General features: G+C 56.8%; 28 protein-coding genes. 25 read left to right on the top strand and 3 right to left on the bottom strand.

Going from position 1 to position 24475, the window contains the following annotated elements:
- The first annotated feature begins 1 nt into the window (after nt 1).
- From nuoF to AC2FFB_RS11855, 18 genes are all read left to right on the top strand, one after another.
- Nucleotides 2-1300, top strand: a complete 1299-nt coding sequence (gene nuoF, locus AC2FFB_RS11770) for an NADH-quinone oxidoreductase subunit NuoF (protein ID WP_496689753.1) — start codon at nt 2-4, stop codon at nt 1298-1300.
- 5 nt (nt 1301-1305) lie between these two features.
- Complete coding sequence (locus AC2FFB_RS11775; protein WP_142634887.1) at nt 1306-1722, top strand: MAPEG family protein; 417 nt, start codon at nt 1306-1308, stop codon at nt 1720-1722.
- A complete protein-coding gene (locus AC2FFB_RS11780) occupies nt 1722-2105 on the top strand; it encodes a hypothetical protein (protein WP_496713066.1) in 384 nt (127 codons plus the stop codon). The genes AC2FFB_RS11775 and AC2FFB_RS11780 overlap by 1 nt, the downstream gene beginning before the upstream one ends.
- Nucleotides 2106-2203: 98 nt before the next feature.
- A complete protein-coding gene (locus AC2FFB_RS11785; protein WP_271950189.1) occupies nt 2204-2608 on the top strand; it encodes a DUF5333 domain-containing protein in 405 nt (134 codons plus the stop codon).
- Nucleotides 2609-2628: 20 nt separating this feature from the next.
- The gene (locus AC2FFB_RS11790) at nt 2629-3054 is read left to right on the top strand and encodes a DUF5333 family protein (protein ID WP_271950187.1); all 426 of its coding nucleotides are present in this window, start codon (nt 2629-2631) and stop codon (nt 3052-3054) included.
- 8 nt (nt 3055-3062) lie between these two features.
- Nucleotides 3063-5084, top strand: a complete 2022-nt coding sequence (gene nuoG / locus AC2FFB_RS11795; RefSeq protein ID WP_496689755.1) for an NADH-quinone oxidoreductase subunit NuoG — start codon at nt 3063-3065, stop codon at nt 5082-5084.
- A 204-nt stretch (nt 5085-5288) separates the two neighbouring features.
- Nucleotides 5289-6326, top strand: coding sequence for an NADH-quinone oxidoreductase subunit NuoH (nuoH, locus tag AC2FFB_RS11800; RefSeq protein ID WP_142634879.1), 1038 nt, complete (start codon nt 5289-5291; stop codon nt 6324-6326).
- Nucleotide 6327: 1 nt separating this feature from the next.
- Nucleotides 6328-6822 (top strand): NADH-quinone oxidoreductase subunit NuoI, encoded by a 495-nt coding sequence (gene nuoI / locus AC2FFB_RS11805; protein WP_496693923.1) that lies wholly within the window; start codon nt 6328-6330, stop codon nt 6820-6822.
- Nucleotides 6819-7229 (top strand): carboxymuconolactone decarboxylase family protein, encoded by a 411-nt coding sequence (locus tag AC2FFB_RS11810; RefSeq protein ID WP_142634878.1) that lies wholly within the window; start codon nt 6819-6821, stop codon nt 7227-7229. Before nuoI ends, AC2FFB_RS11810 begins: the two co-directional genes overlap by 4 nt.
- Entirely contained in the window at nt 7226-7828 is a 603-nt protein-coding gene (locus tag AC2FFB_RS11815; protein ID WP_281972815.1) for an NADH-quinone oxidoreductase subunit J, read from the top strand. Before AC2FFB_RS11810 ends, AC2FFB_RS11815 begins: the two co-directional genes overlap by 4 nt.
- Before the next feature lie 125 nt (nt 7829-7953).
- Nucleotides 7954-8313 carry a hypothetical protein gene (locus AC2FFB_RS11820; protein ID WP_496689759.1) on the top strand — a complete coding sequence of 120 codons (360 nt, stop codon included), beginning with the start codon at nt 7954-7956 and terminating at the stop codon, nt 8311-8313.
- Between the two features lie 4 nt (nt 8314-8317).
- Nucleotides 8318-8623, top strand: coding sequence for an NADH-quinone oxidoreductase subunit NuoK (gene nuoK, locus AC2FFB_RS11825; protein ID WP_050602759.1), 306 nt, complete (start codon nt 8318-8320; stop codon nt 8621-8623).
- A gap of 6 nt (nt 8624-8629) precedes the next feature.
- Nucleotides 8630-10780 carry an NADH-quinone oxidoreductase subunit L gene (nuoL, locus tag AC2FFB_RS11830; protein ID WP_496874935.1) on the top strand — a complete coding sequence of 717 codons (2151 nt, stop codon included), beginning with the start codon at nt 8630-8632 and terminating at the stop codon, nt 10778-10780.
- Complete coding sequence (locus AC2FFB_RS11835) at nt 10780-12324, top strand: NADH-quinone oxidoreductase subunit M (RefSeq protein WP_496689761.1); 1545 nt, start codon at nt 10780-10782, stop codon at nt 12322-12324. Before nuoL ends, AC2FFB_RS11835 begins: the two co-directional genes overlap by 1 nt.
- 15 nt (nt 12325-12339) lie before the next feature.
- Nucleotides 12340-13782 carry an NADH-quinone oxidoreductase subunit NuoN gene (nuoN, locus tag AC2FFB_RS11840; RefSeq protein ID WP_496689762.1) on the top strand — a complete coding sequence of 481 codons (1443 nt, stop codon included), beginning with the start codon at nt 12340-12342 and terminating at the stop codon, nt 13780-13782.
- 36 nt (nt 13783-13818) lie between these two features.
- Nucleotides 13819-14568 carry a biotin--[acetyl-CoA-carboxylase] ligase gene (locus tag AC2FFB_RS11845; RefSeq protein ID WP_281972819.1) on the top strand — a complete coding sequence of 250 codons (750 nt, stop codon included), beginning with the start codon at nt 13819-13821 and terminating at the stop codon, nt 14566-14568.
- 11 nt (nt 14569-14579) lie between these two features.
- Nucleotides 14580-15359 (top strand): type III pantothenate kinase, encoded by a 780-nt coding sequence (locus AC2FFB_RS11850; protein WP_142634866.1) that lies wholly within the window; start codon nt 14580-14582, stop codon nt 15357-15359.
- A complete protein-coding gene (locus AC2FFB_RS11855) occupies nt 15356-17023 on the top strand; it encodes a ribonuclease J (protein ID WP_496874936.1) in 1668 nt (555 codons plus the stop codon). Before AC2FFB_RS11850 ends, AC2FFB_RS11855 begins: the two co-directional genes overlap by 4 nt.
- A gap of 6 nt (nt 17024-17029) precedes the next feature.
- On the opposite strand, the gene AC2FFB_RS11860 is transcribed toward AC2FFB_RS11855, so the two are convergent.
- Together AC2FFB_RS11860 and AC2FFB_RS11865 are read right to left on the bottom strand one after the other, a co-directional pair.
- The gene (locus tag AC2FFB_RS11860) at nt 17030-17734 is read right to left on the bottom strand and encodes an NUDIX hydrolase (protein WP_282021545.1); all 705 of its coding nucleotides are present in this window, start codon (nt 17732-17734) and stop codon (nt 17030-17032) included.
- A 25-nt stretch (nt 17735-17759) separates the two neighbouring features.
- A complete protein-coding gene (locus AC2FFB_RS11865; RefSeq protein ID WP_142634860.1) occupies nt 17760-18158 on the bottom strand; it encodes a DUF983 domain-containing protein in 399 nt (132 codons plus the stop codon).
- Between the two features lie 222 nt (nt 18159-18380).
- Here AC2FFB_RS11865 and AC2FFB_RS11870 point away from each other — a divergent pair, with 222 nt between their 5' ends.
- The 4 genes from AC2FFB_RS11870 to AC2FFB_RS11885 are packed head-to-tail and all read left to right on the top strand — an operon-like array spanning nt 18381 to nt 20273.
- Nucleotides 18381-18848 (top strand): EF-hand domain-containing protein, encoded by a 468-nt coding sequence (locus AC2FFB_RS11870; RefSeq protein WP_496689764.1) that lies wholly within the window; start codon nt 18381-18383, stop codon nt 18846-18848.
- 6 nt (nt 18849-18854) lie between these two features.
- Nucleotides 18855-19469, top strand: a complete 615-nt coding sequence (locus tag AC2FFB_RS11875) for an RNA polymerase sigma factor (protein WP_271950161.1) — start codon at nt 18855-18857, stop codon at nt 19467-19469.
- On the top strand, nt 19462-19803 hold the full coding sequence (locus AC2FFB_RS11880; protein ID WP_496689765.1) for a hypothetical protein: 342 nt from the start codon (nt 19462-19464) through the stop codon (nt 19801-19803). The genes AC2FFB_RS11875 and AC2FFB_RS11880 overlap by 8 nt, the downstream gene beginning before the upstream one ends.
- The gene (locus AC2FFB_RS11885; protein ID WP_271950157.1) at nt 19800-20273 is read left to right on the top strand and encodes a periplasmic heavy metal sensor; all 474 of its coding nucleotides are present in this window, start codon (nt 19800-19802) and stop codon (nt 20271-20273) included. The genes AC2FFB_RS11880 and AC2FFB_RS11885 overlap by 4 nt, the downstream gene beginning before the upstream one ends.
- 5 nt (nt 20274-20278) lie before the next feature.
- Here the strand turns inward: AC2FFB_RS11885 and AC2FFB_RS11890 are convergent, their stop codons facing one another.
- The gene (locus tag AC2FFB_RS11890) at nt 20279-21700 is read right to left on the bottom strand and encodes a diguanylate cyclase (protein ID WP_496689766.1); all 1422 of its coding nucleotides are present in this window, start codon (nt 21698-21700) and stop codon (nt 20279-20281) included.
- 66 nt (nt 21701-21766) lie between these two features.
- On the opposite strand from AC2FFB_RS11890, the gene AC2FFB_RS11895 reads away from it, so the two are divergent.
- The 3 genes from AC2FFB_RS11895 to AC2FFB_RS11905 all read left to right on the top strand — a co-directional run bounded on the left by AC2FFB_RS11895 (nt 21767) and on the right by AC2FFB_RS11905 (nt 24450).
- Nucleotides 21767-22051, top strand: coding sequence for a DUF3572 domain-containing protein (locus tag AC2FFB_RS11895; RefSeq protein WP_142634849.1), 285 nt, complete (start codon nt 21767-21769; stop codon nt 22049-22051).
- A 25-nt stretch (nt 22052-22076) separates the two neighbouring features.
- On the top strand, nt 22077-22772 hold the full coding sequence (locus tag AC2FFB_RS11900) for an HAD family hydrolase (protein WP_496874937.1): 696 nt from the start codon (nt 22077-22079) through the stop codon (nt 22770-22772).
- A 118-nt stretch (nt 22773-22890) separates the two neighbouring features.
- Nucleotides 22891-24450 carry a trimethylamine methyltransferase family protein gene (locus AC2FFB_RS11905; RefSeq protein WP_281994861.1) on the top strand — a complete coding sequence of 520 codons (1560 nt, stop codon included), beginning with the start codon at nt 22891-22893 and terminating at the stop codon, nt 24448-24450.
- Nucleotides 24451-24475 lie beyond the last annotated feature (25 nt).

The following is a 24475-nucleotide window of genomic DNA, read 5'->3' on the forward strand; positions in this document are numbered from 1 at the left end:
GATGCTGAAGGATCAGGACAGGATCTTTACCAACATCTACGGGATGCACGAGCGTACTTTGCGCGGTGCACAGACCCGGGGGCATTGGGACGGCACTGCTGGCCTGATCGGCAACGGGCGCGACTGGATCATCCAGACGATGAAGGATTCAGGGCTGCGCGGCCGGGGCGGCGCGGGTTTTCCAACCGGTCTGAAGTGGTCCTTCATGCCCAAGGAAAGTGACGGTCGCCCGTCCTATCTGGTGGTGAACGCGGATGAATCCGAGCCTGGCACCTGCAAAGACCGTGAAATCATGCGCCACGATCCGCATACGCTGATCGAAGGCTGCCTGATAGCCTCTTTCGCGATGAATGCGCATACTTGCTATATCTACCTGCGCGGGGAATACATCCGCGAGCGTGAGGCGCTGCAGGCCGCGATTGACGAAGCCTATGACGCCGGTTTGTTGGGCAAGAACGCCGCTGGGTCAGGCTGGGATTTCGACTTGTTTCTGCATCACGGGGCGGGCGCCTATATCTGTGGTGAAGAAACTGCCCTGATCGAAAGCCTTGAGGGCAAAAAGGGCATGCCGCGGATGAAGCCACCGTTCCCGGCGGGCGCAGGTCTGTATGGGTGCCCGACCACGGTGAACAATGTGGAATCCATTGCGGTAGTGCCGACGATCTTGCGTCGCGGGGCCGACTGGTTCGCAGGCTTTGGCCGTCAGAACAATGCAGGCACCAAGCTGTTTGCGATCTCGGGCCATGTGAACAACCCCTGTGTGGTCGAAGAGGCAATGTCGATCCCGTTTGAACAGCTGATCGAAACCCATTGCGGCGGCATTCGCGGCGGCTGGGACAATTTGCTGGCGGTTATTCCGGGTGGTTCGTCGGTGCCCTGTGTGCGCGGTGAGAATATGCGCGACGCGATCATGGACTTTGACCACCTGCGCAACGATCTGGGCTCGGGCCTGGGTACGGCTGCGGTGATCGTGATGGATAAATCCACAGATATAATCAAAGCGATCTGGCGATTGTCGAAGTTTTACAAACATGAAAGCTGCGGTCAGTGCACGCCGTGTCGCGAAGGCACCGGATGGATGATGCGCGTCATGGACCGCCTTGTGCGCGGTGAGGCCGAGTTGGAAGAGATCGACATGCTGTTTGACGTGACCAAACAGGTGGAAGGCCACACGATCTGTGCCCTCGGTGATGCGGCAGCCTGGCCAATCCAGGGCCTGATCCGCAATTTCCGGGAAGAAATCGAAGACCGCATCAAGGCCCAGAAATCGGGCCGCACGGGTGCGATGGCAGCGGAGTGATTCAAATGGAAGTATTTTCGGACTATGGCCATGCACTTGCATCGGTGATGATCTTCACCCTCGTCGTCCTGTTCCTAGCCCCATTTTCGGCAATGGCCAAACAGGGTAAGGGGCTGGCGCCAGGCGCCACGCCCGAGCAAGATTATTCAGACAGGGCCTATCGGTTGAACCGTGCCTATCTGAACGGCACTGAAACGCTTCCTGCTTTTGCGGCTGTGACGATAGCGGCAATTTTGTTGGGGGTCAGCCCGTTTTGGGTAAACTTGCTCGCCTCCGTGGCACTGGTTTCGCGTCTGGCAATGCTGTTTGTTCATCTGCGTGGACTGGGTAAGCCGAACTCTGGCTTGCGCTCGGTTCTTTACGTGGTTGCCTGGCTTTGCATGTTCGTGATGGGGATCATGGCATTGGTGGCGGCGTTTTAATGATTGAACGAACTGTTGATCTTGTGACCAGAACCAAGAATGGTTCCCTCATCGGCGCAGTTTTACTGCTGGTGGCGGTTTCGGCCTGCGGGCTGATTAAGCCTTCGGAAGATCGTATTCTATTCGATGGCAAGTCGTTCAGAGCCAAAGCAAAGCACATCAACAAAAAAGCGTCTCCTTCGGATTTCACCGTTGTGATCAAAGGAGTATCTGCCTCATTGGATGGTGCGCGCGAGGCTGGCCGTTATGAGGGCACTAAGTTTTGCATCGCGAATTTCGGATCCTCCAGGATCGACTGGAAGGTCGGGCCGGATACCGAACCACAAAACCTTCAGATCAACGATGACAGACTAACCTTTGCCGGGAGCTGCCGCCGTCCATGAAGCGGGTTTTTGCATATCACGCCGTGACAGGCCCATTGCTATTGCATAGCAATGCTGGCCTCCGTCGTCTTGGTCTTTCCAAGACGAAAGGATTTGTCATGTCTGGTATCAAAATGCTTGCCGTTGCAACGGCGCTGACACTGCCTGCGGTTGCTTTGGCTAAACCTCCCTTGCGCGAAGTCAAAGAGATCGACAACGAACTCTATTACATCGCAATCGCGAACGAAATTTCGGAATACTGCCCCTCCATCAGCGGACGGCGTATGAAGGCGATTGGTGTGATGTGGGGCTTGCGGTCGAAAGCGAACCAGTTGGGCTATTCCGACAGTGAAATCCGTTCTTATGTCGATTCGGATGCAGAAAAAGACCGAATGCGCGCCAAGGGCGAGGCCTATCTGGCCCAAAATGGCGTGTCGTATGACCGGCCGAATTCCTTCTGTACGCTTGGTCGTGCGGAAATTGAAAGAAACAGCGCCATCGGCGTGTATTTGAGGGCGAATTGAGTATGGGTTTCAGAGCTTTGATGACGGGCTTTGCTGGTGTTTTGCTTTTGGTCTTAGCTGGATGCGAGTCAACATCCAGCCAAGCTTTGGACGCTGACACATCTCGCGCTCAGTTTCGTACACAGGTTCCGCAGAGCCTCTATGATGTGGCCTTTGCCAACGCTATGGCAGAGCAGATTGCAGGCGGTTGTCCGAATTTGTCGCTCAATCGATCGCAGATCAGGCAAAGCATGAAAACGGTAGCTGACGACCTAGAAGCCAAGGGGTATCGGGAAAGTGATTTTGTCTATCTCGAAAGAAATTTGCCGCGGAAGCGGATACAGGACGACGCTATTCGTTATATCCAAGGAAACGGCATCGTGATTGGCGTTCCAGATACGATGTGCTCGGCAGGGCGAAGCGAAATCGCCAAAAAATCTGCTATCGGCACATTCCTGAAAGGGTAGTTTAAATCATGTCTGACCTCCGCAAAGTTAACATCGACGGACAGGAAATCGAAGTCGATGGTGCGATGACCCTGATTCAGGCCTGCGAACAGGCCGGGGTTGAAGTGCCGCGCTTTTGCTATCACGAGCGTCTGTCGATTGCCGGGAACTGCCGGATGTGTCTGGTCGAAGTTGTTGGGGGGCCGCCTAAACCTGCGGCCTCTTGTGCCATGCAGGTGCGCGATCTTCGTCCGGGGCCGGAAGGGCAAGCACCGGTGGTCAAAACCAACTCGCCCATGGTCAAGAAGGCCCGCGAAGGAGTGATGGAGTTCTTGCTGATCAACCACCCGCTGGATTGCCCGATCTGCGATCAGGGTGGCGAGTGCGATCTGCAGGATCAGGCGATGGCTTATGGGATGTCGGGCACGCGGTTTAAGGAAGCCAAGCGCGCGGTCGATGATCTGGATCTGGGTCCGCTGGTTGGTACCGCGATGACCCGCTGCATCAGTTGCACCCGCTGCGTGCGCTTTACAACCGAAGTGGCCGGGATCACTCAGATGGGTCAAACCGGACGGGGCGAAGACGCCGAGATCACGTCATATCTGAACCAGACGCTGGATTCGAATCTGCAAGGTAATATCATCGACTTGTGCCCCGTCGGGGCGCTGACCTCGAAACCCTATGCTTTTACCGCGCGCCCTTGGGAACTGACCAAGACCGAAAGCATCGACGTGATGGATGCATTGGGTTCGAACATTCGTGTGGATACCAAAGGGCGCGAAGTCATGCGCTTTTTGCCGCGCAATCATGATGGCGTGAACGAAGAATGGATCAGTGATAAGACGCGGTTTGTGTGGGACGGCCTGCGTCGTCAGCGGCTGGACAAGCCATACTTGCGTGAAAACGGTAAGCTGCGCCCGGCGACGTGGCCCGAGGCGTTGACCAAAGCGGCCGAGGCGTTGAAAGGGGCTGAAAAGCCCGCCGGTATCGTGGGCGACTTGGCCCCGGTCGAGGCTACGTTTGCTCTGAAGCAGATGATTGAAGGGCAGGGCGGGGTTGTCGAATGCCGTACCGATGGCGCCAAGTTGCCAACGGGCAACCGCGCGGCCTATGCCGGGACCGCTGCGATCGAAGATATCGACAGCGCCGAGCGCATTCTGCTGATCGGAACCAACCCGCGTGATGAGGCGCCGGTGCTGAACGCGCGCATTCGCAAAGCCTGGGCGCATGGGGCTGAGATTGCTGTGGTCGGTCCAGCAGTCGATCTGACCTATGATTACCACCATGTCGGCGATGATCGTGCGGCATTGCAGCAGGTGGTGGATATGGGCGGAGATGATGAGGTCAAGGGCAAACGCTCGTTGGTCATCATTGGTCAGGGTGCATTGCAGGAAGCGGATGGCGCTGCGGTTTTGGCCGCTGCGCAAACCATTGCGGCGAATACCGAAAGCGGTTTGATTGTCCTGCACACAGCCGCCTCACGTGTTGGTTCTATGGATGTCGATGCCACCAACGAAGGTGGCATGGATACAATCAGCGCGGCGGATGTGATCTATAATCTCGGTGCCGATGAAGTTGAAATCGGCGACGGCGCCTTTGTCATCTATCAGGGCAGCCATGGCGATCGAGGTGCGCACCGCGCCGACGTGATCCTGCCGGGCGCAGCCTATACCGAGGAAAACGGCCTGTTCGTGAACACCGAAGGCCGCCCGCAACTGGCGATGCGTGCCGGGTTTGCACCAGGTGAGGCGAAGGAAAACTGGGCGATCCTGCGCGCTTTGTCTGCCGAACTGGGTGCGACGCTGCCTTATGACTCGCTGGCGCAACTACGCACCGCGCTGATCGAGGCGGTGCCGCATCTGGCCCGTATCGACGAGGTGATCGAAAACGAGGTTCAGGCGCTGAAGCTCGGCCCTCTGGGCAAGGCGAGCTTCCGTCACACCGTCAAGGACTTCTACCTGAGCAACCCGATTGCACGGGCCTCGCAGTTGATGGCTGAGCTATCGGCGCAGACGCAGGCACGCAAAGGCGAAAAGATCGCGGCGGAATGAACCGAAACTCTGTCATATCGCATTTCGACCCTGTGCTGGTCGGACAGGGGCTCGCCCCTGTTTTGCCTATGAAACGGAATAAAAAGGGTGGCGTAGAGGCTGCAGATGCTGTTTACACCAACGCGCCGACCCAGACGCACTTTACGCAGGCACATGGCCTTAGCATTTCGTGCGGAAAACGGAATACCCACGGTGTGAGGACCAATGGCTGAATTCTTTAACACCCCAGGCGGAATAGCCCTCATCATTCTGGCACAAGTGCTTGCCGTTGTGGCCTTTGTGATGATCTCGCTGTTGTTCCTTGTCTATGGAGACCGGAAGATCTGGGCGGCGGTTCAGATGCGCCGTGGCCCCAACGTGGTGGGCGTCTATGGCCTGCTGCAATCGGTGGCCGATGCGCTGAAATATGTTGTTAAAGAGGTGGTTATCCCAGCGGGTGCAGACCGCACCGTCTTTATCCTCGCGCCGTTGACCTCATTTGTTCTGGCGATGATCGCCTGGGCCGTGATTCCGTTCAACGACGGCTGGGTGCTGTCGGATATAAATGTCGCCATCCTGTATGTCTTCGCCGTGTCCTCGTTGGAGGTTTATGGCGTGATCATGGGGGGGTGGGCGTCGAACTCAAAGTACCCTTTCCTTGGCTCATTGCGCTCTGCCGCTCAGATGATTTCCTACGAGGTCTCGATTGGTCTGATCATCATCGGTGTGATCCTGTCGACCGGGTCGATGAACTTCGGTGACATCGTGCATGCGCAAGACGGGCGCTTTGGGTTCTTCAGCTGGTACTGGTTGCCGCATTTCCCAATGGTCTTCCTGTTCTTCATCTCGGCGCTGGCCGAAACCAACCGCCCACCGTTTGACCTGCCAGAGGCGGAATCCGAACTGGTCGCGGGCTATCAGGTCGAATACTCGGCCACGCCTTTCCTGTTGTTCATGGCTGGCGAATATATCGCCATTTTCCTGATGTGCGCGCTGACCACGCTGCTGTTTTTCGGCGGCTGGCTGTCCCCGATCCCGGGCCTGCCCGACGGCGTGTTGTGGATGGTCGCGAAGATGGCGTTCTTCTTCTTCCTCTTCGCAATGGTCAAGGCGATCACGCCGCGCTACCGCTATGACCAGCTGATGCGGCTGGGTTGGAAAGTCTTCCTGCCCTTCTCGCTGGCTTGGGTAGTCTTCGTGGCCTTTGCGGCGAAATTCGACTGGTTCTGGGGGGCATTCGCCCGTTGGAGCGTAGGAGGCTGACATGACCCAAATCGACTACACCCGCGCCGCCAAGTATTTTCTTCTACAGGATTTCTGGGTCGGCATGAAGTTGGGGCTGAAGTATTTCTTCGCAGCGAAGGCCACCCTGAACTACCCGCATGAAAAGGGTCCTCTGTCTCCGCGTTTTCGCGGTGAGCACGCCCTGCGTCGTTACCCCAACGGTGAAGAACGCTGTATTGCCTGCAAACTCTGCGAGGCGATCTGCCCTGCACAGGCCATTACAATCGACGCCGAACCGCGCGAAGATGGCAGCCGCCGTACCACGCGCTATGACATCGACATGACCAAGTGCATCTATTGCGGTTTCTGCCAAGAGGCCTGCCCGGTCGATGCCATCGTCGAAGGTCCGAATTTCGAATTCGCCACGGAAACCCGCGAAGAGTTGTTCTACGACAAGGAAAAACTGCTCGACAACGGTGAGCGCTGGGAAGCCGAGATCGCCCGCAATCTGGAAATGGACGCGCCGTACCGATGACTGACGCCCCGACAAATCCGTTTGAGCTGATGATGAAGCAGGCGCAGGACATGGCCAAGGCGATGAACCCTGCGATGGAGAGCTTCTCGCCCAAAGGGTTCGAAACTCTATGGCCGACCATGCCGAAAGAAGTCATGGAGATGATGTTCGGCAACACCGTCAACAAGGACGGGTTGGATGCCAAAACGCGCCTGTTGCTGACACTGGCCGGGCTGACCTGTCAGGGCGCGCAGGCGGATGCGGCGGTGCGTCAGACCGTGCGCCACGCTGTGGAAGCCGGTGCCAAGAAACAAGAGATCGTGGAAACGATCGGTCAGATGTCGGTCTTTGCCGGCATCCCGGCCATGACGCGCGCGCTGGAATTGGCGCAAGAGGTCATGGGCGATAACGAGGATGAGGATCAATGACCGTCTTTGCCTTCTATCTGTTCGCCATCAGCGCCATCACCGGCGGGCTGTTCACGGTGATCAGCCGCCAGCCGGTGCATTCCGTGCTGTGGTTGATCCTGTCCTTCCTGTCCGCGGCAGGATTGTTTGTGCTGCTGGGGGCTGAGTTCGTGGCGATGCTGCTGATCATCGTCTATGTCGGCGCGGTCGCGGTTTTGTTCCTGTTCGTCGTGATGATGCTGGACGTGGATTTTGCTGAGCTCAAGGCCGAGATGGCGCGCTATATGCCGCTGGCCCTGCTGATCGGTCTGGTTATCCTGATGCAGTTTGTCATGGCCTTTGGGGCTTGGGACAGCGCGCAGGGTGCTTCCGCCAATCTGGCACAGCCGGTTCCGGTGGATCGTCACAATACCGAGGCACTGGGTGTCATCCTTTACGACCAATACTTCCTTCTGTTCCAACTGGCGGGCCTGATTCTGCTGGTGGCCATGATCGGCGCCATCGTGCTGACGCTGCGCCACCGTCAGGACATCAAGCGTCAGGACATCATCGGCCAGATGATGCGCGACCCGGCCAAAGCGATGGAGTTGAAGGACGTGAAACCGGGGCAGGGGTTGTGAGGTTCAGTGCCATCATATCTGGTTTTGCTGTGGCAAGTATGCCTTTGTCAGTAGTCGCGTTTCCAATAACGGAGTGCGATGGCCTGCCGTTGTTGTCCCATCATTGGATTGCAACTGAGCACCAAGTGATCGGTGACGGAGTTGTAGCTTTCTACGAAGCCGGCGGTCTTTGCGACGAAGAATTGGGATGCACGGAATCGACATTCCTAAAAATTTCAGCTTGCGAGACTGGGCAAACACTTAATGTCGTGACGCAACTCAACAGGGAATACGACAATACCCTTCTGGATCGAACTGACGAGGCAAGTGAAACCCTACAAAAACTGGCCAAAGGTGGTGCAAGCCATTCGTGGGATTCGGTGAAAAAGACATTCGATCAGAAAGCCTTCGACGTCAGCGAAATCACGGAAACGAATGAAAACTGCGCCTGTGCGGCGGCTTTTCCAGAGCTCCGTAACGGGAAAGAGAAATTCGAGGGACTATGAGACGATGATCGGACTTGAACACTATCTTACGGTCGCGGCGACGCTGTTCGTCATCGGCATCTTCGGTCTCTTCCTGAACCGCAAGAACGTCATCATCCTGCTGATGAGCATCGAACTGATGCTGCTGGCGGTGAATATCAACCTTGTGGCGTTCTCCAGCTTCCTGGGCGATCTGGTCGGGCAGGTGTTTACGCTGTTCGTGCTGACCGTGGCGGCGGCCGAAGCGGCGATCGGGCTGGCCATTCTGGTCTGCTTCTTCCGCAACCGCGGCTCGATCGCGGTTGAAGATGTCAATATGATGAAGGGGTAAGGGCACATGGAAACCACCATCCTCTTTGCCCCGCTAGTGGGCGCGATCCTGTGCGGGTTCGGCTGGAAGTTCATAGGCGAGAAAGCCGCCATGTGGACCGCCACGGGCCTGCTGTTTCTGGCCTGTTTGCTGTCGTGGATCGTCTTCCTGACGTTCGACGGCCACACCCAGCAGATCGAGATCATGCGCTGGATCGAAAGCGGCTCGCTGTCGACAAGCTGGGCCATTCGTCTGGACCGGCTGACCGCGATTATGTTGATCGTGGTGACGACCGTCTCGGCGCTGGTGCACCTGTATTCCTTTGGCTACATGGATCACGATCCGCAATGGCGCGAAGGCGAAAGCTATAAGCCACGCTTCTTTGCCTATCTGTCCTTCTTTACCTTTGCCATGCTGATGCTGGTGACCGCGGATAATCTGGTGCAGATGTTCTTTGGCTGGGAAGGTGTGGGCGTCGCGTCTTATCTGCTGATCGGGTTCTATTACCGCAAGCCAAGCGCCAATGCGGCGGCGATGAAGGCGTTTATCGTCAACCGGGTTGGGGACTTTGGCTTTGCGCTTGGCATCTTTGCGCTATTCCTGCTGACCGACAGCATCAATTTCTCGGACATCTTCGCCTCTGCCCCGGCATTGGCCGAAGAGAAGCTGCACTTCCTGTGGGGTGAATGGACCGCGATCGAGGTGATCTGCGTTCTGCTGTTCATCGGTGCGATGGGCAAATCGGCACAGTTGTTCCTGCACACCTGGTTGCCGGACGCGATGGAAGGTCCGACGCCTGTATCAGCCCTGATCCACGCCGCGACCATGGTGACCGCTGGTGTCTTCCTGATCTGCCGCATGTCGCCGCTGATGGAGTTCGCGCCGGGTGCGACCGGGTTCATCACCTTCCTTGGTGCGTCGACGGCGTTCTTTGCCGCGACCGTGGGTTTGGTGCAGACCGATATCAAACGCGTCATCGCTTATTCGACCTGCTCGCAGCTGGGTTACATGTTCGTCGCCGCGGGCGTCGGGATGTATTCGGCAGCGATGTTCCACCTGCTGACGCATGCGTTCTTCAAGGCGCTGTTGTTCCTTGGGGCCGGTTCTGTGATTCACGCGATGCATCACGAGCAAGAGATGACGGAATATGGCGGGTTACGGAAGAAAATCCCCTATACGTTTTGGGCGATGATGATCGGTACGCTGGCTATTACCGGGGTTGGCATTCCGCTGACCACATTCGGTTTTGCGGGGTTCTTGTCCAAGGATGCCATCATCGAAAGCGCCTTTGCCGGAGGCACCGGCTACGCGTTCTGGATGCTGGTGATTGCGGCGGTATTTACGTCATTCTACAGCTGGCGTCTGATTTTCCTGACCTTCTATGGCGAGCCGCGCGGGGACAAGCACACGCATGACCATGCGCATGAAAGCCCGTTGGTCATGCTGGTTCCGCTGGGCGTTCTGTCGCTGGGTGCGGTTTTCGCCGGGATGATCTGGTATGGCAACTTTTTTGGCCACACCGACAAGGTCGGCCAGTTCTATGGCATTCCGGTTGCAGAGGCTTCGGTGGATGGCCACGCGGCAGAGGGCGCGCATGGGGACGATACCCATGCCGAAGATGATCACGGCGACGATACGCATGCGGATGCCGGTCACGCGGAGGACAGCCATGGTGAGAAGGACGCGCAGGGCGGCGATCACCATTATGCCTTTGTTGGGACGCCCGGAGAAGGCGGGCTCTACATCGCACCGGACAATCATGTGCTGGACGATGCGCATGCTGTTCCGAAATGGGTCAAGGTCTCACCCTTCGTTGCGATGCTGCTTGGTTTCATCGTGGCCTATTGGTTCTATATCGTGAATACGACGTTGCCCGCGCGCTTGGCAGCAAACCAGCGTCCGCTTTATCTGTTCCTGCTGAACAAATGGTACTTTGATGAGATCTATGACGCGATCTTCGTCAAACCTGCCTTGGCACTTGGGCGGTTCCTGTGGAAACGCGGAGACGGCAACACGATTGACGGTTTCCTGAACGGGGTAGCGATGGGCATCGTGCCATTCTTCACCCGCCTCGCAGGCAAGGCGCAGACTGGTTACATATTTACCTATGCCTTCTGGATGGTCCTGGGAATTGCTGCCCTGGTCACCTGGATGTCGATCGGCGGAGGCGCACACTAATGGACAATATCCTCTCGATCGTCACCTTCATCCCCGCAGCGGCGGCCGCCATTCTGGGGCTGTTTCTGCAGGGCGACGACGCAGCCGCGCAACGCAATGCCAAATGGGTGGCCATGGTTGCGACGACGGTGACCTTCCTGGTCTCGATTGGCATCTATACCGGCTTTGATCCTGAAAACACCGGCTTCCAGATGGTGGAAGAGGGCCAGTGGCTGATGGGTCTGAAATACAAGATGGGTGTGGATGGCATCAGCGTCCTGTTCGTGTTGCTGACCACTTTCATTATGCCGCTGACAATTCTGGCCAGCTGGAATGTGACAGACCGCGTCAAGGAATACATGATTGCTTTCCTGCTGCTGGAAACGCTGATGCTTGGCGTGTTCATGGCGCTGGACCTGGTGCTGTTCTACCTGTTCTTCGAAGCGGGTCTGATCCCGATGTTCCTGATCATCGGCATCTGGGGTGGTAAAGAGCGCATCTATGCCAGCTTCAAGTTCTTCCTCTACACGTTCCTTGGCTCTGTGCTGATGCTGGTGGCTATGGTTGCGATGTATGCGGATGCAGGCACGACGGATATCGAAGCGCTGATGGCGCATCATTTCTCGTCCGACAGCTTTACCGTTCTGGGCATCCATATCGTAGGCGGTATGCAGACGCTGATGTTCCTGGCGTTCTTTGCCTCATTTGCGGTGAAGATGCCGATGTGGCCGGTCCACACCTGGCTGCCGGATGCACACGTGCAGGCGCCGACCGCAGGGTCGGTCGTGCTGGCGGCGATCCTGTTGAAGATGGGTGGCTATGGCTTCCTGCGGTTCAGCCTGCCGATGTTCCCGGTGGGGTCGGCGGTGATGACCGATCTGGTGCTGTGGATGTCGGCCATCGCTGTGGTTTACACATCGCTGGTTGCTCTGGTGCAGGAGGATATGAAAAAGCTGATCGCTTATTCCTCGGTCGCACATATGGGCTTTGTCACCATGGGCATCTTTGCGGCAAACCAGCAGGGTGTCGACGGAGCCATCTTCCAGATGCTCAGCCACGGGTTCATCTCGGCGGCGCTCTTCCTGTGTGTCGGCGTGATCTATGACCGGATGCACACCCGCGAAATCGAGGCCTATGGCGGTCTGGTAATCCGGATGCCTGCCTACGCGCTGGTCTTCATGCTGTTCACCATGGCTAATGTCGGCCTGCCGGGCACCAGTGGGTTCATCGGAGAGTTCCTGACCCTGATGGGCGCTTTCCAGGTCAATACCTGGGTGACTGCTGTGGCCGCGACCGGTGTTATCTTCTCGGCGGGATATGCTTTGTGGCTGTATCGTCGGGTCGTATTTGGGGATCTTATCAAAGAAAGCCTCAAGGCGATGACTGATATGAGCTCGCGCGAGCGGTTGATATTTGCCCCCCTGATCGTCATGACGATCCTGTTGGGTGTGTATCCGTCGCTAGTAACAGATGTGATTGGCAACTCGACTGCCGCGCTGATTTCGAACTATGATACGGCTCTGGCCGCGGCTGAGACCGCGACCCAGACAGCCGCCTCGCATTAAGGAGGCTTTGGAGACATGATCCAGGCTGATCTGACAATTATCCTGCCAGAGATCGTTCTGGCACTATATGCGATGGCGGCATTGCTTGCGGCTGTTTACACCACCAAGGACGGGCTTGCGCCGACATTGGTCTGGGTGACAGCAGGGCTGATGGCGCTGCTGGCGTTCTGGATCGCCACCAATGGCGACGGAACGAACATCGCGTTTAACGGCATGTTCGTTGATGACGGATTCGCGCGCTTTGCCAAAGTGGCGATCCTGCTATCTGCCGCAGCCGTTTTGATGATGAGCCAGGACTATATGACCCGCCGCGGGTTGTTGCGTTTCGAATACCCTTTGCTGGTGGCGCTTGCCGCTGTCGGCATGATGATGATGGTCAGCGCGGGTGACCTGATGTCTCTGTATATGGGGCTCGAGCTGCAGTCGCTGGCGCTATACGTTGTGGCTGCGCTGCGTCGTGACAGCGCCAAATCCACCGAGGCTGGCCTGAAATATTTCGTTCTGGGCGCGCTTAGCTCGGGCTTACTGCTGTATGGGGCTTCGCTTGTCTACGGCTTTACGGGTACCACGTTGTTCTCGGGCATCATTCAGACCGTTCACCACGGCGATGTGACCCTCGGGTTGCTGTTTGGGTTGATCTTCCTGATCTCGGGGCTCGCGTTCAAGGTTTCGGCTGTTCCGTTCCACATGTGGACGCCGGATGTCTATGAAGGATCGCCCACACCAGTCACTGCCTTCTTCGCCACGGCGCCCAAAGTGGCCGCCATGGCCCTGTTTGCCCGCGTGTTGCACGACGCATTTGGAGGTGTCGTAAAGGACTGGCAGCAGGTGATCGTACTCTTGTCTGTTCTGTCTATGCTGTTGGGGGCCGTGGCTGCCATCGGACAACGCGACATTAAACGGCTGATGGCGTTTTCGTCGATTGCCCATATGGGGTATGCGCTGATCGGACTGGCGGCTGGGACCGAGCTGGGTATCAAGGCGATGCTGATGTATCTGGCGATTTACGTGACCATGAATGTCGGAACTTTCGCCTTTATCCTGATGATGGAACGGGACGGTAAACCTGTTACCGACATTGACGCCTTGCGCCAGTATTCCAAACGCGATCCGGGTAAGGCTCTGGCCGTGCTGATCCTGATGTTCAGCCTTGCCGGTGTTCCACCGATGCTTGGGTTCTTTGCGAAATTCGGCGTCTGGCAAGCGGGTATTGAGGCTGGCCTGACCGGTCTGGTTATCATGTCTGCCATCGCCTCGGTGATCGGTGCATTCTATTACCTGCGGATCGTATACTATATGTATTTCGGTGCCGAGAATGACGACCCGATCGACGCAAATTCGTCTCCGGTTCTGTGGGTTGCTCTTATGGGGTCAGCTGCATTGATGTTGGTTGGCGTATTCTATCAGTTTGGGATTGAGGGCGCAGCGGCAGCTGCAGCGGCGACGCTTGTTAACTGATTTCGACCATTGCCCGCGGCCTAATGTTCTTGTGACATGAGCGATTGGCCGGATGGATATGGCCTGCATGTATTGCAAGAGGTCGATAGCACTCTGAACGAAGCCGCCCGGATCGCGCCGATGGCACAGGGTCCGGTCTGGATCCTGGCGCACCGCCAGACACAGGCGCGCGGTCGGCGCGGACGGGTCTGGACCAACCCCGAGGGAAATCTTGCCGCAACGCTGCTGATGCGGCCCGCAGGACGCCCGGAACAGGCCGCTCTGCGCAGTTTTGTCGCCGCCTTGGCCCTGTTTGATGCATGTGTGGCGGTCACCGGACGCATATCGGGTTTGTCGCTAAAATGGCCCAATGATGTGTTGCTGAACGGTGGCAAGCTTGCGGGGATACTGCTGGAAAGTACCGGGCAGGGGCGGGACGTCTCGCATTTGGCAATCGGCATCGGCGTCAATCTCGCGCAGGCACCGGCTGCAGATAAAGTCGAACCAGGTGCGCTAAGGCCGGTTTCGCTGTTGTCCGAGACAGGGGCAGATGTCACCACCGAAGACTTTTTGACCGAGCTTGCATCGGCCTATGCGCGTTTCGAGGCCCAGTTTGTAACCTACGGGTTCGAACCCATCCGCGCTGCCTGGTTGTCCCGCGCAGCTAAGCTGGGTGAGGTCATCACCGCGCGTACTGTCACCACTGAGACCGTCGGGACCTTCGAAACGGTGGACGCACGGGGTAACCTTGTCCTAAACACCGCGAAGGGCCGCGTCAGCATACCTGCGGCAGACGTATTTTTCTGAAAGGGGCACCAATGCTTCTAGCCATCGACTGCGGCAACACCAATACCGTTTTCTCGATCTGGGACGGTGAGGAATTTGTCTGCACGCTGCGCACGTCTACGCACCATGCCCGAACGGCGGATGCCTATTTCACTTGGTACTCTACGCTGGTCAAACATTATGAGATCGAAGCTGATATCACCGATGTGATTATCGCCTCGACCGTGCCGCGTGTGGTTTTCAATCTGCGCGTCTTTGCGGACCGGTTTTTTGGCTGTCGCCCATTGGTCGTGGGCAAGCCAGAGTGTCTGCTGCCTGTCAGCCCGCGCATAGACGAGGGTACGGTCCCTGGCCCGGATCGCCTGGCCAATGCTGCCGGGGCGTTTGAACGGCATGGCGGGGATGTGGTTGTTGTCGATTTTGGAACGGCCACCAACTTTGACGTGGTGTCTTCGGATGGAGCATATGTCGGCGGCATCATCGCCCCAGGTGTAAACCTGAGCCTTGAAGCGTTGCACCAGGGGGCCGCCGCGTTGCCGCATATCGACATTACACGTCCCGAAAAAGTGATCGGAACAAATACGGTTGGCTGCATTCAATCTGGCGTGTATTGGGGCTATTCCGGTCTGATCGAAGGGCTGATTGCCCGGATCAAGACGGAATACGGCATGCCGATGAAAGTCGTGGGAACCGGGGGGCTTGCGCCTCTGTTCGATCAGGCAGATGTTGGGTTTGACGCTATAGAAGACGATTTGACGATGCACGGACTGACCGTGATCCATCGCTATAACAAGGAAAATGGCTCAACATGAGCAGTGAACGACTGATCTATCTGCCCCTGGGCGGGGCAGGCGAAATTGGGATGAATGCCTATGTCTATGGCTATGGCAAGCCGGGAAAGGAGAAGCTGATCCTTGTCGATCTTGGTGTAACCTTCCCAGATATGGACACAACACCCGGTGTCGACCTGATCCATGCCGATATCAACTGGCTAAAAGAACGTGCCGACCGGCTTGAGGCGATATTCGTCACCCATGCCCACGAAGATCATGTCGGCGCTGTGGCGCATTGCTATGACGACTTGGGCGCCCCGATCTATGCACGCGCTTTCACCGCAAATCTCGCACGACGCAAGATGGAAGAGAAAGCCCATCCGACAGACGCGGTTCAGACCCTGTCAGCCTGGCCTGAACAGGTGACGGTTGGCACGTTTACAGTCGGGTTTTTGCCGGTATCGCACTCGATCCCCGAAAGTGCGGCGCTTGTCATAGACTCGCCTGCGGGGCGAATCGTGCATACAGGGGATTTCAAGCTGGATGCCAACCCTGTGGTAGGTGAACCGTTTGATCAGGACCTTTGGGCAGAGATTTCAAAGGACGGTGTGAAAGCATTGGTCTGCGACAGCACAAATGTGTTTTCAACGCATGCGGGCCGCTCGGAATCCGAGGTAGGGCCCGAGATCACCAAATTGGTCGAAAATGCCAAATCAATGGTGGTTGCGACGACTTTTGCCTCGAATGTCGCACGGGTGAAGACGCTGGCCGAGGCTGGGCAGCGCGCGGGACGCTCGGTCGTTCTGTTGGGTCGTGCGATGCGGCGGATGATCGAGGCCGCGACGGAAACCGGTATTCTCACGGATTTTCCCAAGGTTATCAGCGCCGAAGAGGCCGTAGATATCCCGCGCCAGAACCTGATGCTGATCGTAACCGGCAGCCAGGGCGAACGCCGTGCGGCCAGTGCCCAGCTTGCACGCGGTAAATACCGCGGGATCGAGTTGAAGGAAGGCGATCTGTTCCTGTTCTCGTCGAAGACGATACCGGGCAATGAGAAGGGCGTAATCTTCATCATGAACCAGCTCAGCGAAAAAGGCGTTGATGTGGTGGATGACAGCTCGGGTCTGTATCACGTCTCTGGCCATGCCAACCGGCCTGATCTGGAAAAAGTGCACGCCATAGTCAACCCGCAGATGGTTATTCCCATGCATGGTGAACACCGACATCTGCGCGAACATGCTAAACTGGCCGAAGCGGGTGGTCGTACCGGGGTTGTGGCAGTCAATGGCACGATGCTGGATCTCAGCGGCAATGCCCCCAAGGTCGTCGACTACGTCGAGACAGGCCGAACTTATCTGGATGGAACCGTAAAGGTCGGAGCCTTGGATGGAGTTGTCCGCGACCGCATTCGCATGGCCTTGAACGGGCATGTAACCGTGACGGTTATTTTAGACGAAGAAGACGAACCGTTGGGTGAACCTTGGTGCGATACGATGGGCTTGGCCGAGACCGGAACATCGCGCGCAGCACTGGTCGAAGTTCTGGAAGAGGACCTGAACCAGTTCCTCATGCGGGCGGATGCCAAAACCCGGCGCGACGATGACAAGCTGGAAGAGGCACTGCGCCGGATCGTGCGTCAGACAGCAAAGACCGAGATCGGCAAAAAGCCCGAGGTGACCACGGTGATCAGCCGAATGAAGTAGGTTCGGCTAGAAGTCCTGTTCGGACATTGGATAGCCTTTGATCTGTAAGAACAGGCTTTGTTCTTCTTGATTGAGGAAGAACGGAACGCTTTGGGGTGGTTCGGGTCGTGTGACCCGGGCTGCGACTTCGGCCAGAACAACTTCGGTTATGAAGGGAAGATCAAGCTCGCGCGCCTTGTTCAACGGAACCCATTGCAGGTGAGACAACTCATCCGAAGCGCGGCCAAAGTCATCCAGATCGCCTTGCAGGGCGTCTGCATCTACCAAAAAGAATCGTGCATCGAACCGGCGCGTACGGCCGGGCGGGGTGACGGCGCGAAAAACAAACTGCAATGCCTGTGCAGAGGGCAGAAATCCTGCCTCTGCATAGCTTTGCCAGTCAATCGGCACCTCACCTGTCCAAGCGCCGGGAACTCCAAGCACCAGGCCGGTTTCCTCCCAGAGCTCGCGGATTGCGGCGGCCGCCAAAGCATTCTGCAGCCCGGGCGGAGACTGTTCAGTAAGCCGATCGCGGCAGAGCTGGGACATGTCAGCCGATAGCGGGACAAGGGCGTCCTCTGCGTCTACCGCGCCACCTGGAAACACGAATTTGTTCGGCATAAAAACGGCTTTTGCGCCCCTTTGACCCATCAAAATGGAAGGGTTCGTCATCCGGTCCCGCAACACGATAACTGTTGCAGCGTCCCGTATAGCCGTTTTGTCTGTACTCATCTCAGGGCCGACCCAATCATTCCAGTCATCGGTCCGTTTCGAACCCATGCATCCGTCGTGCCCACTGATAGGCGACAACGGCCCCTTTCATTCGCGGTAGCAGGAACAGTGTCAAGGCTGTACATCCGAATGCAAAAATCAGGAACATGTTCAGCGGGTCAGGGCGCCACTGGACATAAGAGATGTGCAAAGCGGGCGCCAGCAGGTGACCGACCAACAGGATCGTCAGATAGGCTGGACCGTCATCCGCACGGTGATGAAACAGTTCCTGACCACAGCTGCTGCAGCTGTCATTCACCTTCAGGTAGCTGTGCAACAGCTTGCCTTCACCGCATTTTGGGCAGCGGCAGCGGAAGCCTTTGATTAGCGCAGGCCGGGTTGGACGGTCGTTCTCGGATATTGTGTCGATCGTTTGATCTGTCATTTTGAAACTCGCGCATTCAGATTGCCCTGATATTGCGCTTGTTTTGCCCCACAGAAAAGGGGGGTGCGTCGCTTTGTGCCGCGATGAGATGTCCGGAAATTATGAGGTCGATGGCAGTGAGCAACAGAAAAAATTCAAATTGGGCGACGGAAACCGAAAACTGCACCGTTTTAACCTATGTGAGCAGCGACAAACCGGTCGCGAGAAACAAAGGAAAACGATATGAAAAGCGCGAAACTTATCCCGGCCATTCTGGTATCGGCCATTGCATTGACAGGCACAACCGCCTTGGCTGTCGGTCCGAAAGGCCGTGAGGACGTGACCTTTCAAGAGTTGGACCTGAACAATGATGGTCAGGTCACGCAGGAAGAAATGCAAACCTATAGGCAACAGCGTTTCACCAATGCCGACACCAGTGGCGACGGCATGTTGAGCGTCGACGAGATGCAAGCGGCTAGCCAGAAGAAGGCGAATGAGCGTGTGAATCAAATGTTCGAAAAGCATGACGCCAATCAAGATGGCCTCTTGTCCGATGATGAGTTGCCCAAGCCGCGCCGTGCTGGCAAGATGTTTGACCGCATCGACGCGGACAAAAATGGCACGATCTCGGAACAGGAATTTGCCGATGCGAAAAACCGGATGGGCTGGCATCACAAAAAACGTGACAAGGCTGGCACCGACGACAGCTAATGAAGGATGCGGGACCTGAGTACCTCATCAACGGGGGCTCGCAGCCAAAGTCAGGCTGCGGGCGACCCCGGAGACGATGCATTGTTGCGGCGGTTCGCCGAGGGTGACGCTGATGCGGCACGCATTTTGACCGATCGGCTTGGGCCGCGCAGTTTTTCGGTGGCGCTCAGGCTGTTGAACGACCGGGCCGAAGCCGAAGATGTCACACAGGAAGCCATGATGCGCCTATGGAAGATGGCGCCGGATTGGGTTGCTGGACAGGCAAAGGTGTCGACTTGGCTTTACCGGGTCACTCTGAACCTGTGTGTCGATATTCGGCGGAAGAAATCGGCGGACAGTCTTTCTGATGTTGCCGAACCTGAAAGCGATGCGATCAGTGCAACCGAACACCTTCAGGATGCCGCCAGGTTGGACGCACTGCAGTTCGCGTTGGCGCAACTTCCGGACCGGCAACGTCAGGCTGTTGTCTTGCGCCACATCGAAGAGTTGCCCAATCCCGAAATCGCGGGAATCATGGATGTTTCCGTCGAAGCTGTAGAGAGTCTGACAGCTCGGGGAAAGCGGGCACTGGCACAGCAGTTAGCCACAAGAAGAGACGAGTTGGGATATGCCGATGGATGAAAATAGCGACCTGAATCACCTGTTTTTACGTGCTCGTCAAGAAGATGAGCCGTTACCCGATGCTCTCGCCCTTCGTATTCTGGCCGATGCGGAAACCGTTCGTTTGCAAAGGCTTCAGAAATCACCCCAAGGGTTCTGGGCACAGGCATTGGATAGTTTCTTTGGCTGGCAGGGGATGGGAGGTTTGGCGGCCGCGGGCATTGCTGGCATCTGGATTGGATTGACTGCCCCGGCCTTTTTGCCTGATCCGGCGACGTTGCTTTATTCGCAATCCTCTGGCTTTGAGGTTGCGGATATGGATCTGAATACAATCTTCCTGGAGGAAGGCGAATGAGCGAACAGTCAAAACCTAAACGCCGGTGGATGCCTGTCCTGCTGATCGTGTCCCTTGCTATCAATCTGCTAGTCGTCGGTGCGGTTGTTGGCACGGCGCTGCGCGTCAGAAACAATGACCACGTCAAAACCCCTCCGGGATTTGGATCGGCGCTTTATCGCGCGCTTCCCAAGCATGAACGCCAGGCGATGCGGGCCGAGCTTTCGGGCCTGCACCGCCAAGGTGTCGATCATCGGGCGGCGGATTTTCAAGCCCTTGGCGACGCACTTCGCGCCGAACCCTTTGCGGCTGACGCTGTAGAGGCTTTGTTGGGTCAGCAGGCGCAGGTGATGTCAGAGATGCAGTCTGCTTTGCAGGAACAGTGGCTGATCCGTGTGTCAGCCATGAGCCCGAAAGAACGCGTCGAATACGCTGATCGTCTGGAAGATGTGGTGCACCGAAAATCGAAAGCGGGCAGAAAACACGACTGACCGGATCAGGCTGCGTGATCCTGGACCATGACCTGATTGCGTCCCGCCTTTTTCGCAGCATACAGGGCTGTATCCGCAGATTTTATCATGTTGTCCAATGGTGCGGGTGGGATGCCCCGGCGAAACGTATTGTCATCAGCTGTAATGAGGCCGATGCTGATTGTCACTGCGATTGGTTCGGCGGCCTCGGATAGGTCAAATGGACACTGGCAGATGTCGTCGCAGACGGTTCGTGCGATCCCCAATGCTCGAGGCCCCGTAGTTTCAGGCAGACCGATCAAGAATTCTTCGCCACCGATCCGTGCCACAAAGCCGTCAGAACCAATGGAATTGCGCATGCGCCTGGCTGTTTCGATCAAGACCTGATCGCCTCCGGCATGGCCAAACTTGTCGTTGATTGATTTGAAATGGTCCAGATCGGCCACCATCACGGTAAACCCGAGCCCGGTCTGCGCAGACTGCCGGGCGATTTGCTTCAATGCTCGCATTGCATAGCGGCGGTTATGCAGGCCGGTCAGTGGATCCACCCAGGATTCCGCGATGCCACGCCGCAAAGAATCCCGCATCTGGTCAATTCGGCTTTTGCGGGCGAGCTGGTTATCAAGCCGCAACAGAGTTTCACGGGGGCAGAGCCCCGCCATACAGATGGCATCCGCGCCACGATCCAGCGCTTCGGCAGCCAGAGACGCGTCATCCTTTCTCAAGATGCCGATCAGCACCGTGTGCCGTGTTGCCCCGCGCGATTTCAAATCCGCCAGAATACTCAGGCCTGAAGATTCGCCATCAATTTCGACAATAATCGCGTCCGGGATGGGGCCGGAAAGCAGGCGGTGAAGGTTCGATATCGTGTGAATTGACAGACTGTGATGCGTATGTTCGGACAGCGCCTTCTGCCAAAGCGCCCCGGTTTTAGCGGATTGCGTCAGTAGGGCGGCGCGCGCAGCTTTGGGTGGCGTAGCAAAGGCGCTTGTCGCTTCAGCAAATCCCAAACATGGCGATCCGCTATTGTCTTGCAATTCCTGCGTATCGGCGCGTGCCCTTAGCAAGCTGCGAACCCGAGCTAGCAACAACGTGTCCTTGAACGGGTGCGCCAATACATCGTCCAACCCATCTGACAATGCCCTCAACCTTGCGGATTTGTCGTTTTGCGGCGCGATAGCGACAATGGGTATATCCGCCAGATCCGGGTCGGCCATTACCACTTTCTTGACATCTGCCGCCGTTCCATCCGGCAATGACTGCGCGGTTAAGATCAAATCGGGGCGCACACGTTTCAACAGCCCATCAAGACCCCGCAGATTTTCCCCCTGTGCGACGTGATACCAGGCCGCGGTAAGCTGTACCTTCAGCATAATTCGATTGGTTGAGGTCCCGTCCAGGACAAGGATCGTGCCTTGCACCGACATATCAGTCACCGTTGATTGCATGCGTTGCTAAAGTGTTTATGACTCTGGTTAACAAACCCTTTCCAATATCAGATCAGGGGCTTCTTTATGCCAATTTCCGCTCAATCCGCCGAAACGCTGGCGCTGAATGCCCTTGCCTGGCTTGTGGGCAATGATGACCTGCTGCCTGTATTTCTGGGTTCGACGGGGGCTTCGGTGCAGGACATAAAAGACAGGGCAGCAGAGCCGGAGTTTCTGGGCTCTGTTCTGGATTTTCTAATGCTTGACGATTCGTGGGTAGTCGAGTTTTGTGACGTCAATTCTGTGCCGTATGATCAGCCGGGCCAGGCCCGCGCCTTGTTGTCTGGTGGCGCGGAAGTTCATTGGACCTGAAAGCCTACCGGGCAGGAGTTTCACAATGCCAATCCAAGCCATCCTGTTCGACAAAGACGGTACCCTGTTTGATTTCGCGGAAACCTGGGGCACGTTCGGGCGCAATTTTTTACTGCGAGTGACGAACGGAGATCATGCCCGGGCGGCCGAGCTTGGGCAGGTGATCGGCTTTGACCTCGAACAGGTTGCCTATTCTGAGGACAGTGTTGTCATTGCGGGCACCGTCGAAGAAATTGCCGAGGTTCTAGAGCCGCACCTCCCGGAAATGCCGCGCGAAGAGTTGGTGGATCTGTTGAATGCCGAATCGGCCTCATCTCCGCAAGCCCAGGCCGTTCCGCTTATCCCGTTCCTTGAGGGGCTGCGTGAGGCAGGGCTGAAACTGGGTGTTGCGACCAATGACGGAGAAATGCCCGCATCCGAGCATCTTTCGTCTGCAGGAATCCGCGAACATTTCGATTTTGTCGCCGGTTATGACAGTGGGCACGGATTCAAGCCAGGCCCGGGTCAACTCTTCGCCTTTGCTCAGCATGTGGGGGTAAACCCAGAAAACATAGCAATGGTGGGCGACAGCATGCATGATCTGCAGGCCGGACGGGCAGCAGGTATGAAGACGATCGGGGTTCTGACGGGTCTGGCGCGTGCAGAAACGCTCGAAGCGATGGCGGATGTCGTCTTGCCAAACATCGGACATATACCTGCATGGTTGTACGAAAATGCGTGATCGGGCTGTGAATTCGGCGGTTCAGACGTCGAAACCGACATAGCCTGTCGCAGACAGAGCGGCCAACAGTACGCGTTCGGGGCTTGCTTCTAGAAAGCCAAGTTCCGAGGAGTGTCCAATGGCCGACAAGAAAGCACGCAGAGGTCGCAGCGGAGGACGGGCCGGTGCCGCCGAGAGACGGGGCGCAGCGGTTATTGATCAGATGCCGTGGAGCCTTCCGATCAACACCGACAAACCAACCGAACCGTTGGACGAGATTGGCGTTGCGGCGATCCATGAGGGCGCAATGCGGATTCTCGAAGAGATCGGGATCGAGTTCTACAACGAAGAGGCAATCGGAATCCTGCGTGAGGCCGGATGTACGATCAACGGCGACAACGTTCGAATGGGCCGGGACTTTGTCATGGAAATGGTGCGTAAAGCCCCAGCCACCTTTACCATCACACCGCGTAATCCCGACCGCGCAATCGAGATCGGGGGCAAAAACCTGCTGTTCGGAAATGTGTCGTCCCCGCCGAACTACTGGGATATGGAGATTGGCACCAAGGTACCGGGAAATCGCGAGATGTGCCGGAACCTGTTGAAGCTGACGCAGTATTTCAACTGTATCCATTTTGCCGGCGGATACCCGGTCGAGCCAGTGGATATACATGCCAGCGTCCGGCATCTGGATGTTCTCTACGACAAGCTGACTCTGACCGATAAGGCGATGCATGCCTATTCGCTGGGCAAGGAACGCGTCGAAGACGTCATGGAAATGGTGCGGATTGCAGGGGGTCTGAGCCATGAAGAATTCGAAGCCAAGCCGAGGATGTATACCAACATCAACTCGACCTCGCCGTTGAAGCACGATCAGCCCATGATCGACGGTTGCCTGAGGTTGGCGCGGCGCGGGCAGGCGATTGTTGTGACGCCGTTCACCTTGGCCGGGGCGATGGCCCCCGTCACAATGGCCGGTGCAGTAGCGCAATCCCTGGCTGAGGCTCTGTGCGCGATTGCATTGTTCCAATATGTGCGACCAGGGATTCCTTGTGTCATCGGTACGTTCACCTCGAATGTGGATATGAAATCTGGTGCTCCGGCTTTTGGAACGCCGGAATACATGCGGGCGACACAGATGACCGGCCAGATGGCCCGATTTTACGACCTGCCCCTGCGGTCTTCGGGTGTCTGCGCGGCAAACGTTCCGGATGGCCAATCTGTGTGGGAGACCTCGAACTCATTATGGGCGGCGGTGCAATCGGGCACCAACATGGTCTATCACGCTGCAGGTTGGCTTGAGGGTGGCCTGATCGCAAGCCCTGAAAAGTTCATTATGGATTGCGAGATATTGCAGCAAATTCAGCGGTATATGCAGCCGGAATTGACGGCAACCGGCCCTGATGAGATTGCTCTGGATGCGATCCGGTCAGTCGGCAATGACGGGCATTTCTTTGGCATTCAGCACACTCAGGACCGCTATACCACCGCGTTTTATCAGCCGTTTCTGAGTGACTGGAAGAACTATGAGGGTTGGGAAGTCGCAGGAGGCGTCTGGACCGCTGAGCGCGCGCATCACATGTTCAAGGAAATCATCACCAGCTTTGAAGCTCCGGCAATGGATGAGGGCATCCGGGAAGAGCTTGCCGACTTTGTTGCACGACGCAAAACCGAAGGCGGAGCGCCGACAGATTTCTAGCGTAATCTCAGTCACTTCCACTTCG

Source organism: Ruegeria sp. YTSA219 (genome assembly GCF_059609985.1).